Origin of the sequence: Paraburkholderia sp. RAU2J (genome assembly GCF_003634845.1) — a bacterium.
Classification (GTDB): Bacteria; Pseudomonadota; Gammaproteobacteria; order Burkholderiales; family Burkholderiaceae; genus Paraburkholderia; species Paraburkholderia fynbosensis.
Map to the genome: position 1 here is coordinate 1,282,450 of NZ_RBXG01000003.1, position 13,263 is coordinate 1,295,712.

Below are 13,263 nucleotides of genomic sequence, written 5' to 3' on the forward strand. Positions count from 1 at the left end.
GAAGCGCTGTGCTGCGTGCGGCGTTCAGGGGGAAGGACTGTGAACCTTTATGAAAGGCTCGCCGACGACATCGAAAATCTGATTCGTAAAGGCGTGTATCGGCCCGGCGACCGGGTGCCATCCGTTCGACAGGCGAGCCAGCAGCACCGCATCAGCATCACGACGGTGATTCGCGCGTATCTGCTGCTGGAAAGCCGGGGAATGCTGGAAAGCCGCCCCCAGTCAGGCTACTTTGTGAGCCTGCGCGCGCAAGAAGGCGACCGCTCCGCGCACGGGTTGTGTCCGACACGACCGATTGCCGTGTCTGCTTCCGTCGACGTGAGCCGGCTCGTGCTCTCGACGCTGCGCTCGATCAGTGTCGACCGCGCCGTGCCGCTCGGCTCGCCCTATCCCGATCCCGAGCTCTTTCCGTTCGAGAAGCTCAATCGCTATGCGTGGGCGGTCGGCCGCAACAAGGCGCTGTGGGGAGTGACGAACGGCTTGCCGCCCGGCAGCCCTGACCTCCTGCGGCAAATTGCCCGGCGCTACCTCGAGAACGGCATGACCGTCGATCCGAACGAGATCATCGTGACGGTAGGCGCAACGGAGGCCATCAATCTGTGCCTGCAGGCCGTCGCCAAGGCGGGCGACGTCATTGCGGTCGAATCGCCGACCTTCTACGCGATGCTCCACGCCATCGAGCGTTCGGGCATGAAGGCGATCGAGGTGGCGACGCACCCGGAGTACGGCATCGACATCGACGAGCTCGCGCGGATCATCGACTCGCAGCCGATTGCCGCCTGCATGGTGATGCCGAACTTCCAGAATCCCCTCGGTTTTCAGATGCCGGACGAGCGCAAGCGCGCGCTCGTGGAACTGCTTGCCGGTGCGGACATTCCGATCATCGAAAACGGCGTCTGCAACGAGCTGTACTTCGGCAAATCGCATCCGAGCACGCTGAAGTCGTTTGACGAAAAAGGAACGGTGCTGCACTGCGCGTCATTTTCGAAGAGTCTCACGGCGGCTTACCGCATCGGCTGGGCGCTGCCCGGCCGCTATCGCGACCAGGTAGAGAAGCTGAAATTTCTGAACACGCTGACTACCCCGGTCATTCCACAACTGGCGATTGCGGAATATCTCGAGCGCGACGGCTATGAGCATCACTTGCGGCGCGTGCGCAGGAACTACGCGCAGCAGGCCAGTCTGATGAGAGCGATGGTCACGCGCTTCTTTCCTGCCGGCACGCGCATATCGAGCCCGGCGGGAGGCTACGTGCTGTGGGTCGAGCTACCTTCGAAGGTCGACTCGATGATGCTCTACAAGCTTTTGCTCGAAAAGCGCATCACGATTGGCCCCGGCTACATGTTCTCGGTATCGGACAGCTACCGGAATTTCATCCGCCTCAACTACAGCAGCTCGTGGTCGACCGAAATCGAGCAGGCTGTCATCACGGTCGGCAAGCTGGCGACGGCGTGCGCGCGCTGAAGCAGGCTGCCAGGCACGCTAAGGCCTCCGAAAGCGGCCGGTCTCGTCGGCTTTATCATCGCACCGGAGAAAAGGGGAGCGGGTTCGCCACACCGACCGAGCGGACATGGCCCATCGTTCGAAGCACACCACGGCGCGTGGCACGCTGGTTTCGCCATCAAAGGGCTAGACATGAGATGTTCTCCGGATCTGGACGTTAGCTAAGCTCGTAGCGCGGGCCGGGCTGGATCGCGGGCGGCACTTCCTCGTCGCTCAGTTCGAGCACGGCGCGTTCGATGTTGCGCGTCATGGCATCGAGTGCCAGGCTGTTCGGCGCGAGGCCGAAGGGGTCCGCGATTTCGCTCGCGATGGCTTCCAGCGCGAGCAAGGTGTAGGACACGAATACGCAGATGAGCGGCGTGGCAAAGCCAATTGAGTCGATGAGGCCGAAGGGGAGCAAGGCACAGTAGGCGTAGACGGTTCGATGGAGCAGAACGCCGTAGGCGAAGGGAATCGGCGTCGCGTGGATCCGCTCGCATCCGCCGACGGCCGCGCCGAGTTCGTCGAGCGGCCTGTCGAGCATCCAGAGGTGCATGTCGGCCAGCACGCCCGCGCGATTGAGCGCCGCGAGACGCTTACGCGCTTCGTCGAGCAGCAGCATCGGCGTGAAGAGGCGGCCGCGAAGCTCCGAGGCCTGTGCGGTGCCGAGCAGCTTCGCAAGGTCGGCTGACGGGTCCGAGTGACGGAGTTGATGCTTGAGCGCATAGGCGAATGCGATCAAGAGGCGAACGAAAGCGGCGTTGTCGAACATGGCGCTGTCGCCGGGCACGTAGCGGCGGACCTGCGAGGTGAGCGTACGCGCGGCGATGAGCACGTTGCCCCAAAGGCGGCGTGCTTCCCAATAGCGCTCATAGCTGGCGCTGTTGCGAAACGCGAGGAAGATCGTCAACGCGACACCGCACAGCGTGAAGGGCGTCGTATTCAACGGAACCTTTTCGCCGAAGATGCGGCCGTGCGTGCACATGGCCAGCACGCTCACGAGTGTCATCAGCGCCAGTTGCGGAAGGATTGCCTTAAGGACAGATCCGTGCCACACAAAGAGCATGCGAAACCAGTTGGGCGCCGGGCGGACGATCATGACGGAGATAACGTGTGGGCAGTCAAATGGGGCGTTTCACTCTTTGTGAGAGGGTGAATCACGGTGCAGGACGTGTTTGCCTGCTGCTCGCGGGGCATAGCAGGAGATTAAATGCGATCGGCTGCAGGCTTCAGATACATTTTGGCCGCTTCGTCAGGGGTACAGTTCCGATAGTTGTATGTGCCTGCAGAGGCATCCTGGCAATCGTCAGCGGTTCTTCAGCCTGGCGCTATTGGTATCGTTTTTCCATGACAACACCTTATACGAGTGAAGGTGTTGCACTTCAACTTTGAGAACGCGCAGCCTTCGCCGCTTGTCGCCATTCTTCAAGGAAAAACTGGAAGCCGCCCAGTTGCTGCGCGAGGTAGCCGCCCGTGGCCATCGATTCCGGTGCGCGACGATCTCCGGTAGGCGGGTACTCGTCAGAAAAATTGGCTGTACGAAACACGATGTCCCAGATCGGAAACACAGCGCCGTAATTGCAGGAGTTTCGCCCCGCCGCCCGCAGGCCGTGATGCAGCCTGTGAAAGCGCGGCGAGACAATCAACCGGTCGCCGAGCCAGCCGAACGAAAGCTTGATATTCGCATGGCTCAGGCTTTCGATGAAGCGCATGATCAGGAACAGCAGCGGAAATTGCAGCGGGGGAATGCCGATCGCGAGACCAACGGCGCCGAACCAGACGCCGGCGACCAGTTCATCGAGCACATGGTTGCGGTCATCCGACCAGAAACTCATCTGCCGCTGCGCATGGTGCAATGCATGAAGTGCGTACGCGCTGCGAGATGAATGCGACAGGCGGTGACGCCAATAGTCGGTACAGTCGAGTATCAACGCATACGCAATGAAGGTGATGACCGGATGCCCGAGAAGCGGTGGTATCAACGTCTCGAGCGTCGGAGGTATGTAGCCGTGCGCGATCACAAAACCGTACACCCGTACCTGGTAAAACAGCAGGAAACTAAAGACAGGCAATACGCCGACCCTGTTGAAAATCGTATAGAACGCGTCGATCACCACGGCTTTCCGGTTTTCCCAGCGCTCGATCGGAAAGAACACTTCGAGCGGCCAGCATACTGCGTACGTGACGATCACCGCGAACAGGCCGTAGACGCCGACAAGCGCCCAGTCGAACGACAACTCCTCCCAGTCCATCCAGCCTAAGTGATACAGCACTGGCAGAATGAGATGCGTGTCGATTTCACCGGCCAGCATACTGAACCACCTGTCGAGAAATACAAGCATGATGCGCCCTACAGGTTTTCAGCTGTAACGAAACCAGGCCGGCTCATTTGAGTGCTGAGGAAGATGCCGTGCGGCGAGCGCCCCACGTCGATGGTTTCGTAGTTGCCACTGGCCGGATCCAGCACGGCGACCTGTTCACGGAAACGCAGCGTCACCCATAGCTTGCCGTCGGGTGCAACGCTGATATCGTCTGGCCCCCCAGCGTGAAGCGGATACGTGCGAAGCAGCTCAAGCGTGGCGGAGTCGAGCGCGGCCAGAGAGCCTCCGACACGGTTCGTGACGTAAAGCGTCCTGCGGTCCGGCGTGAGGAAGACGTTGTGTGGACCGACGCCGGTTTTGACCCGCCGCAGCACGTCACCCGTTACTGGGTCGACTTCCGCCACATGGTCACTGCCCATCACGCAGACCAGCACCTTGCCGTTGTGCCAAAGCACGCCAGCGGGCGTTGAGCCGAGTTCCGACTTCCAGCGGATCGTCATGTTGGTCAGGTCGAACGACACGAGCGTGCCAGACTGCTGCATCGAATTGAAGCTCAAGCGCGAGTCCGGCGAGAAGCCTAGATGGCTTGGCATCTCACCGGGCGAGAATCGCTTGACCAGCGTCAGGTCATCGGACCGGTACACGTCGACGTAGTTGATCCGCAGTGCGTTGATGACGAGGTAACGTTGATCGGGTGTAAAGCCGAGCTGATAGGGATCGGCAATGACTTTGTGGCCAAGCGACGTGCCGTTGCGCGGGTCGACTATGAACAGCGCATTGCCGCTGGCGTCGGCGATATAGAGCTTGCTTTTATCCGGCGAAAGGGCCCAGTGGCTGGGCTCACGCATTGTCGGCAAGGTTCGGACAACTTTGCGCGACGTCATGTCGATGACCGAGACGCTGGCTTCGCCGGAGTTCATCACAATCGCGAGAGAGGGGGAGGCCGCATTGGCGAGGCTCGAACGAAGGGCGAGAAATGGCGACAGGCCGAGTCCCAGCGGAACGGCGAGCCCACCGCCAAGCAGCGCGCGACGTGAAAGCTTCATGGAATAGGGCATTTCGGAATTAGATTGCGCAATGATGCTCAAAGCTCAACGAGTGCAAGGCCTTCCTTGCCGACTCCACAGAGGGGGAAAAGGCCAATCTCCAGGAATATCTGCCAGCCGCGTGCCGGGCGCTATTTCGAGTTCGGGCGAACCCGCCGCTTCGTCGAGCCCGACACTTAGCGATGCCGGTCAAATGCCTGCGCTAAATTCGGCGAGCTTGCCGAGCGCTGACCAGTCGAGATCTTCCCAACCGCGAGCGACAGCAGCTACCAGACGGTCACGAACGACGCTTGCAACTGGCATCGGCACTGAAAGCTGTTCCGCTTCCGCCAAAGCGAGACGCAGATCTTTGACCGCCAGCGGCAAAGTCATACCGGGCGGCGAATATCGTTGTTCGACGATCTTTCTTCCGTATGCCTTATGCACTTTTCCATCAAAGAGGGACTCCGTGAAGACGGAGAACGCGACCTTGGGGTCAACGCCTGCCTTATGCAGAAAGGCTAGCACTTCACCCATACTCTGCAACGTAGCCGCCGTCAGCGCATTGCCGGCGAGCTTGAACGTGTTGGCTAACTCAGGGTTTTGCCCAACATTGAAAATGCGTTGCCCTAGCCGATCAAGTAAAGGAAGCGATCGCTCCACATACTCATCGGGGCCCGCAGCGAGAATGTACAGCTTCCGGGCGGCAGCGAGGTCTGGGTTCCCAAGGACGGGGGCTGCAACGTAGCCTTGCCCCAGACGGGAGTGGCGCTCCGACGCCCGGCGTGACGCGTCAGGGCTTATCGTGCTCATTGAAATGTGGATTGCGTGCGTATCGAGCACATTGGCCAATGATATCGAGACCGAGTCGGTCGCTTCATCGTCAGGCACCATGCTAATGACGATTTCGCAGTGGGCGAGATCAATCCACTTCATTGCAGCCTTGGCCCCCGCTGCCTCTAGAGCGGCTACGTTATTCCCACACTTGCTGAAGATGACCGTTTCATAGCCGTCGTCCAGCAGATTTCGGGCGAATGCAGTTCCCATGCGCCCGAGACCTACAATGCCGACACGGGTTGGCTGTGGCGCTGTACCTGGCTGGCTGGTACTCCGGTCTAAAGCGCTTGCGTCTGAATTTCGTGTGGAGGTCGTCATCATTATTCAATGAAGGTGTATCACCGGACACCATTGCGCGCGCGTAACTCGCCCGGTCTCGGGGAGCGTGCGAAACAGCGGTGCTGCGTAGTCACGTGCAGAATAGCTGTCGCATGCATGGTGCGGAAGGACCTAATGGGGAACTCTGCTTTGCGCACAGGGGTATGCCGCAATGGCGTCTGCGCATCTGGCGATGCGTGCGCCGGGCATCGGGTGTCGCGTTTGTCCGGGCCCCACTGTGCTTGCAGTGGATCGTTGGGGCGCCGCGGCGAAGAACTGCGCCCGTTTGCGGGGCAGTAACGGCTGTTTTGCCGGTGTTTTAGCGTTACCGTCCTTGCCATCGATGTCTCGCGCGCCGGTGCGGCCCGCCGTGTCGGCATCTACAGCAGACGCGACTGTGACCGCTCGAAGTGGTCTGCACAGCGCGCCATTCGCTTTTGAGGATAGGGCCGCCAGAATTCGCGGCGGTCATGCTGCTCGCGGAGATTGACCCGGGGCGGAGCCTGTCAACCCGCATGGGTCACCGCCGGGGCCGTTCAGCTTTCCCAGTAGCCTTCCTGACCGAATATCGCTGCGTAGAAGTCGAGAAACGCCCGTACCTTTGATGACACAGTCTTTTTGGGGGGATAAACGCCCCATACCGCAGGCGCCGCGCGCGTAGGTTGTGCTTCCCACTCAGGAAGGATCTGCACCAGCTTGCCTTTCCGGAAAGCGGGGCCGATGGCCCAGGTGGGTAGCAGGGCTATGCCGCGGCCGGCAATGGCGAGATCCAGTACCGCTTCGGTATCGTTGACACGCAAGCGGCTCTGGAGTCGCACAGATACTTCTTGAGGAACCGTGCGATGCGTGCGGTTGACGAAAAACCATGTGTCGTCTGTCGACAGGGGCATGCGTAGCGTCGTGTGGCTTGCAAGTTCCTCCGGAGACGCTGGGGTGCCGTGCTGTGCCAGATAGGCCGGGCTCGAACATACAATCCTTCGATGTACTGCCAGTTGCCGCGCCATCAGTTGCGAATCCGGGAGAACACCAATTCTGATGGCGAGATCGATGCCCGAATCAATGATGTTCAGGACGTCGTCGGTGACGACCGCATCGATATCGATTTTGGGGTAGCGATCCATGAAATCCGGCAGATGGCGTATCACATGTCTGCGCCCAAATGATGTCGGCATCGTAACGCGCAGGAGCCCGCGCGGGGACGTATTGAGTGATGCTGTGATTTCGCGTGCTTCGTCCAGGCTCTTGATGACGATGAGCGCGTGTTCCCTGAAGACCCGTCCCCCTTCGGTGGTCACCAGGCCTCGCGTCGATCGATTGAAAAGCGCGATTCCCAGATCCCGTTCCAGTTCGTTGATATAGCGCGAAACGGTAGACGTCTTAATCCCAACTTTATCTGCCGCCTTGCTGAAACTTCCGAGCTCCGCCGCATGAAGAAAAGCGCGTATTGCAGAGATGTAGTCCATGGTCAGCTTCCGGGATAGCTAGTCGAGGTGGTTGCCCAATTCCTGCCGCACTCTCGAGCCACGCATACAGCTCGGGCAATCGCCTGGGGGGCTGAATATTCTACTGTACCTGGCGTGAGCTGATGGTACGAATGGCAACGCGCTCTGAACACATGGACGCGGGTTGACTGTTTTGGGCTCCACGCAAGGTTTAGTCGCGAGCTGCAATGGGAATGACAGGGCTTGGCACCCTTGTCGGAGAAGCAACCGAAGGACTGGTGTATCCGCTAGGTTACCGGCTCGCCTTCGCGCTCTTTCACGACGATGGTGCGGCGCAGTGTCCACAGTTCCATTAACTGGCGCAGCAATTCATACTCGATCGGACGCAGCCGAATGTCGCGTGGAATACTTGGTGGCGTGTCGGTGCTCGTGTAAGTCTGTGCGTGGATCTTGTCGATAGCGGTGCAGAGAACATCGCGCAACGGTGCACTTCCTTCCGTCGGAATTGGGGAGTTCCGGACAACGGCTGCCGTTCCCAGAATGCGCCGTAGCAGCGAGAGCGTCGCAACGGTCTTGCGTCGCTGAGGCGTGCGGCTTGGCCAACTGCGTCGATAAATCTCCTCGGCGTGCGTGCTTGCGAGGCCCGCGGCGCGCCGTAGCGACTCGATCTCACCGTCGCATCGATGCGAAATTCCTGCCGCAGCGGCCAGATACGCGAGGTTGGTTTCGACCGCGCGCTCAACGGCGTCGCCGAGACTTTCGCCACCTTTCGCTGACCAGACGATCCAGGTAGCTAGCACTGCGGCCAGACAGCCGAGCAGGTTGTTTCCGAGTCGGTCGAGTGCGTACATGAACTCGTTCGCCGGCTTGGCGAAATCGGCGACCAGCACGAACGACGGGGTAAGGAACACGACATACAAGCTATAGCTGACGCGCCGTAGTCCCATCGTAAGGCACACCAGCGGGAAGACGACCAACGAGATCGCGAGCGGGCTGTGAATAATTAGCCCGATTACCGCGGCGAGCGCGGCGCCAGCCGCACTTCCGGCCGCGCGTTCCAAGCTTCTGGACAGCGTCGTGCCGCTAGCGGGTTGCAGCACGAACAGTGTCGCCATGGTTGCCCAATAACCAAACGGAATGTGAAAGCTTCGCACGACGACGAACGCGGACGTCGTCGCCAGGCAAAGCCGCGCTGCGTGGCGCAGGCCGGGCGAACCAGGCCGCAAGTTCGCCCGCAGGGTTTTGAGCGCGTTGCGCGTGGTGCCGAGCGTCGCGCGCCACCAGTCCTGTTCCGTTGCTGCGGGCGGATAGCGTTGCGCGTTGACTGACAAAAGGCGGATGGAGAGCGAATGATCCATGGCCTGTTCGAGTCGCCGGGCGATTGTTGGCAGGCGCGCGCGCAGTTCATACGGGAACGGCGAAAGCGGCTTTTCAAGGATCAACGCGATGCGGGCAAGCACTTCTGCGAGCATGCCGAGACAGCGTGCGAGCCGTACCGCGCGGTCTCGCCCAAGGCGGCACGGAGCGTTTCCGGGAATCAACGCATTGTCGGCCGCCGTTGAGACGACGATCAGGGTGACGAGGATCTGGTCGGCGTCGTCGAGGGCGAGTTGCAGATCGCCGAACAGCTGGCGTCCTTCTACGCGCGACTGGGGCAAACTGATCAGCGCTTTGCGTGCGGCTTCCAGCGACTGCCGGACCATTGCACGAAATTCGGTCGCGTGCCGCGTCCAATCGGCGCGCGTGGCGGCGGGATCAGTGGCCAGCGAGGCAATATCGCGTGCCGAATCGGACAGACGCTGATACACGAGCCGGACGGCATAACGGCTTGGTCCGAACGGGTGAATGCGCCAGATGCTAAAGCTGAGGACGGTCGCCACGAGGCAACCGCTCAGGTAGATGCCGAGTAGCGGTGCACCGCCGCCGATGCTATGCATCGGACTATCCACCATGACGATGCAGGTGGTCGCCGTCACGAGCGCGAGCTGGTAGGCGGCGGGCGACCAGATGGAGGCAAGCCCGGCGCAGAACGAGACGGCTAGCACCGCGGCGCAGGCCGCGAATGCGCCCGCGCCTGAGGCAAGCGCTGTCAGGCCGCCACACACGGTGGAGAGCACGGCGAATCCCATCATCGACGCGAAGCGGCGGCGCGACGAACCAGCCGCATCGGCGAGGCACGTCCAGAACGCGCCGATCGCGGCCCAGGAGAACAGAGGGTTATGCAAAATCTGTCCGACGAGCAGCATCGCGGTCGACGCGCTAGCTGCCCGGAGGCCCTCGGACAGGCTTGCTTCCTCGATGGCGAAAGAAACCATCCACGCGGGGCGCTGACGCGCGAGGTTGCGAAAGAAGGCCTGCTTTCGATGCGGCAGGCGACGAAAGATAGAAAGGATCACGCGACGCTCCTCTTCAACTGATGGCGACGCGCATACGTCGTGGCGAAGACAAGGCGAGCGTACCAGATGCCGCAGGTGTCAGGCCTAACGGACGACAACGGCTATGTGTTCTCGGCCAGCCGATGCGCGTTTATCGCGAGGTTTCAATTTTGCGGGAAGAACAGGGCCGAAGTTATCCCTTCTTTGCAAAGGTGATTTTTGGTGTGCGCGATTCTAGCCACGAGAATTTGCTCCTATAGTGACATCAACCTTTTGCGCAACGCCCTATCTCACGCGCATAAGTGTGCTGTTCTTCACTAGTCCACTTTCTGGAGGTGTTCCATGCTGGACAAAACCCTCGCTTCAACGCTTGAGCTCGATGATGAAGTGACTCAAGGCGCTCAATACTTCGAATACACTTCGTCGGCCAATCCGATCGGCGCGAAGCTGATTTCGCGAGTTCCGTATCGTTCTTTCCTGACCTCGCTTTACGACAGCGGTCCGACGCGTGTAGTGCCGCTTGACCTGTCTGCTGAACTGCGTTGCGAGGGCCCCGCTACCGGTCCTGGGCTGATCGCCAACTTCGTGCGTATTCTCGCAGGCGAGAAGGTTTCATTGAACCCGAACGCGACTTCGCAGGTTTTTTACGTTCTGGAAGGCTCGGGCGCCGTAGTACAGCCAAAGACTTCATTCCAGTTCGCCAAGGGGGATTTTTTTGCGCTTCCCGGTGGCGCAGAAGCAGTGCTGACGGCTGACTCGACCGCGCGGCTCTACTACGTCAACGATGCGCCGTTGCTCGCCTATCTGGGTGCGGACGTCGGGCAAGCGCGCTTTTCGCCGACGCTTTACCCCGCAGTCCGCGCGGAAGAGGAACTGCTGAAGGTCGCTGGAGCACCGGGCGCTGGTCAGCGCAGTCGCGTCAGCATTCTGCTTGGCAACGCGAAATTTCCGCAGACTCGCACGGTGACCCACACCATGTGGGCAATGTTTGGCGTTATTGCGCCGAACACGGTGCAAAAGCCACACCGCCACCAGTCGATCGCGCTCGACTTCATTTCGGAGTGCAAGCCCGGTTGCTATACGCTTGTCGGAACGGAACTGGATGAGCAGGGCAACATCGTCAACCCGGAGCGCGTCGACTGGGAACCAGGCATGGCTTTCGTCACGCCGCCGGGCTACTGGCACGCACACTTCAATGAGTCCGGGGAAAACGGCTACGTGATCCCAATCCAGGACGCGGGTCTTCAGACGTATCTGCGTTCGCTGGATATCCAGTTCGCACATTGATTGCGCACCGGGTGCTTTGCTTCGGGGTTGCGTGTGTGCGTCTTGACGGAACAAGGCGGTCAGCGTTTCATCGCAACAGACGCAGCGCACGCGGTCTCTGGATTCGAGGTGTCGCGGCACGCGATGTGCCGTTGGCAGAACTTGCTCACCGCAAAGCATCCGGAACAAACGACGACACGAGGGGGCTAACCAGCCCAAAGTCTGGCGGAGACCAAAAGTCTCCGCCTTTTTGCTGCACCCGGGTTTCGTCGAGCAATCGCAAGGGTGTTCTTATGCCGTGAAACCGGCCTTTCGTAATTCAAGATTCCCAACGGTGAACTGGTCCATATCGTATGACCGTGGGATCCTCCGGCAACCGGCAGCTAAGCACCATCTTCGTACCCGAGCTTTTTCTCACGCCACGCTAGTTCAACAACGGCTCTGGATGGGCCGCTTCGGTCACGGGCTCGTCCGGCTGGACGTTGAGCACGCGCATCGCTGCCTGCGCAATCTCGGCGAACACAGGTCCTGAAACGTCACCGCCATAGTGCTTCGCGCCTTTGGGCTTGTCGATCGAAACAGCAATCACGAGCCTCGGGTTTCTGATCGGAATAACCCCCACGAACGATGCGCGGTAGGCGTTCCTCTCATATCCGTGGCGGGTGGCGGTATAGGCCGTTCCTGTCTTTCCCCCGACGCTGTATCCGGGGATTTCGGCCTGAGGAGCAGTACCGCCTTTCGCCACCACACTCTCCAGCATTACCCTGACTTCATCCGTTGTGTGCTCTGTGAAAATCTGCGTACCTTTGACGGACGCTTCGTCCGTCTTGTACAGCGAAAGCGGCACGAGCCTGCCGTTGTTCGCGAAGACCGTGTAGGCGTGCGCGAGCTGGATTAGCGATACGGACACGCCGTATCCGTAGGACATCGTCGCCTGCTCGATGCGATGCCACTTTCGCCACGGTCTCACGATGCCGACACCAGCGCCGGGGAAACCGAGGTCTGGGGCGTGCCCGAATCCGAGGGCAGTGTACATGTTCCACATTTCCTCGGGCTTCATCGTTAGGGCTATCTTTGTTGCGCCGATATTGCTTGACTTCTGTATAACCCCAGCAACAGTCAAAGTGCCGAAATTTGCGTCGTCCGTGATGGTGGCTCCGTCCAAAGAAAACGTTCGGTTCGTCTCCACGAGCGAATCAGGCGAAACCCGGCGCAGGTGAGAGCGAGTGAGACCGTAAACGGTTTCATTATCGAACCCGGTTCGAATACGTCCGTCACCACGCGGTTACGCAACGCAGGCCCTTGTAGCAAGGAACGATCGTTCGGGTCGTAGCTCGGATAATTTGCGAGAGCCAGAATCTCGCCGGTATGGCCATCGACGACAACTGCGGAGCCGGCCTGCGCGTTGCTATTGATGACGGCTGAGCGCAGCGCGTTGAAGGCGCTGTACTGGATACTGCCGTTCAGGGCAAGCTGGACGTCGACGTCGGGACGTGCAGCATTCACGTTCCCCAGATCTTCGACGACGTGTCCCACTCTATCGCGAATGACCAACTTGGTGCCGTCTACGGCCCCAAGCTTCGCGTCCTGGGCAAGCTCGACGCCGTCTTCGCCTGCACCGGTGATGCCGGTAAAGCCGACCAGTTGTGCGGTGACTTCCTCTTCAGGATACAGACGCTTGTACTCCGTCGTCTGGTAGATTCCCGGGATTCCCAGCGACTTGATTTTGTCAGCCTCGCCAAGCGGCACCTGATGCTTCAGGTAGACGAATGTTTTGTCCCTGTCGAATTGTGCGGTGATCTGCTGCGCCGGCATGTCGAGTAGCCGCGACAGCATCGCAAGTTTGCCGGGTTCAAGGTATTCGGGAATTTCCTTAGGGTCGACCCAGATGGACTTCACGAGAACATTTGTAGCCAGCACCATCCCGTTCGTGTCTATTATCTTTCCGCGCTCAGCAGGAACGTCGATGATGTGTTCAACTCGCGAGGCGCCTTCCTTTTCATAGAACCTGCGGTCGATGACCTGAATCCAGAAGGCACGGGCCGCGCAGGACGCAAACGCAATCGACATGAATATCATCACTAGCGTCGACCGTCCGCGGGAAACGTTTGCCTTTACGAGTGGTGTTTGATTGAAAGTGACGTTTCGCGGCATCTAATAACTAGTGAGTGTGATTTCCGAAACGATCGACGATCCG

At 59.9% G+C, this 13,263-nt stretch carries 10 protein-coding genes; 2 read left to right on the top strand and 8 right to left on the bottom strand.

Features of this window, described 5'->3' with window-relative positions:
• Positions 1-39 precede the first annotated feature (39 nt).
• Positions 40-1,464, top strand: coding sequence for a PLP-dependent aminotransferase family protein (locus tag B0G69_RS37310; RefSeq protein WP_121325021.1), 1,425 nt, complete (start codon positions 40-42; stop codon positions 1,462-1,464).
• Between the two features lie 196 nt (positions 1,465-1,660).
• Here B0G69_RS37310 and B0G69_RS37315 read toward each other — a convergent pair whose 3' ends face one another.
• From B0G69_RS37315 to B0G69_RS37345, 6 genes are all read right to left on the bottom strand, one after another.
• Positions 1,661-2,581 carry a bestrophin family ion channel gene (locus B0G69_RS37315; protein WP_121325022.1) on the bottom strand — a complete coding sequence of 307 codons (921 nt, stop codon included), beginning with the start codon at positions 2,579-2,581 and terminating at the stop codon, positions 1,661-1,663.
• Between the two features lie 283 nt (positions 2,582-2,864).
• Complete coding sequence (locus tag B0G69_RS37320; RefSeq protein WP_241991677.1) at positions 2,865-3,794, bottom strand: sterol desaturase family protein; 930 nt, start codon at positions 3,792-3,794, stop codon at positions 2,865-2,867.
• Positions 3,795-3,832: 38 nt separating this feature from the next.
• Positions 3,833-4,891, bottom strand: a complete 1,059-nt coding sequence (locus B0G69_RS37325) for a YncE family protein (RefSeq protein ID WP_241991678.1) — start codon at positions 4,889-4,891, stop codon at positions 3,833-3,835.
• Between the two features lie 147 nt (positions 4,892-5,038).
• On the bottom strand, positions 5,039-5,986 hold the full coding sequence (locus tag B0G69_RS37335) for an NAD(P)-dependent oxidoreductase (RefSeq protein WP_121325024.1): 948 nt from the start codon (positions 5,984-5,986) through the stop codon (positions 5,039-5,041).
• Positions 5,987-6,519: 533 nt separating this feature from the next.
• On the bottom strand, positions 6,520-7,446 hold the full coding sequence (locus tag B0G69_RS37340) for a LysR family transcriptional regulator (RefSeq protein WP_121325025.1): 927 nt from the start codon (positions 7,444-7,446) through the stop codon (positions 6,520-6,522).
• Positions 7,447-7,712: 266 nt separating this feature from the next.
• A complete protein-coding gene (locus tag B0G69_RS37345; protein ID WP_121325026.1) occupies positions 7,713-9,821 on the bottom strand; it encodes an FUSC family protein in 2,109 nt (702 codons plus the stop codon).
• Between the two features lie 321 nt (positions 9,822-10,142).
• On the opposite strand from B0G69_RS37345, the gene B0G69_RS37350 reads away from it, so the two are divergent.
• Positions 10,143-11,087: a cupin gene (locus B0G69_RS37350; protein ID WP_121325027.1), complete on the top strand. Its 945-nt coding sequence runs from the start codon at positions 10,143-10,145 to the stop codon at positions 11,085-11,087.
• Positions 11,088-11,490: 403 nt separating this feature from the next.
• On the opposite strand, the gene B0G69_RS42900 is transcribed toward B0G69_RS37350, so the two are convergent.
• Entirely contained in the window at positions 11,491-12,255 is a 765-nt protein-coding gene (locus B0G69_RS42900) for a penicillin-binding transpeptidase domain-containing protein (RefSeq protein WP_277873610.1), read from the bottom strand.
• Positions 12,186-13,136, bottom strand: coding sequence for a penicillin-binding transpeptidase domain-containing protein (locus tag B0G69_RS42905; RefSeq protein ID WP_277873611.1), 951 nt, complete (start codon positions 13,134-13,136; stop codon positions 12,186-12,188). The genes B0G69_RS42900 and B0G69_RS42905 overlap by 70 nt, the downstream gene beginning before the upstream one ends.
• Positions 13,137-13,263 lie beyond the last annotated feature (127 nt).

Bases quoted from the DNA above. Each gene is read 5' to 3' on its own strand.
- B0G69_RS37315 (WP_121325022.1), bottom strand. From the start codon at position 2,581: ATGATCGTCCGCCCGGCGCCCAACTGGTTTCGCATGCTCTTTGTGTGG.
- B0G69_RS37335 (WP_121325024.1), bottom strand. From the start codon at position 5,986: ATGATGACGACCTCCACACGAAATTCAGACGCAAGCGCTTTAGACCGG.
- B0G69_RS37340 (WP_121325025.1), bottom strand. From the start codon at position 7,446: ATGGACTACATCTCTGCAATACGCGCTTTTCTTCATGCGGCGGAGCTC.
- B0G69_RS42905 (WP_277873611.1), bottom strand. From the start codon at position 13,136: ATGTCGATTGCGTTTGCGTCCTGCGCGGCCCGTGCCTTCTGGATTCAG.
- B0G69_RS37350 (WP_121325027.1), top strand. From the start codon at position 10,143: ATGCTGGACAAAACCCTCGCTTCAACGCTTGAGCTCGATGATGAAGTG.
- B0G69_RS37320 (WP_241991677.1), bottom strand. From the start codon at position 3,794: ATGCTGGCCGGTGAAATCGACACGCATCTCATTCTGCCAGTGCTGTAT.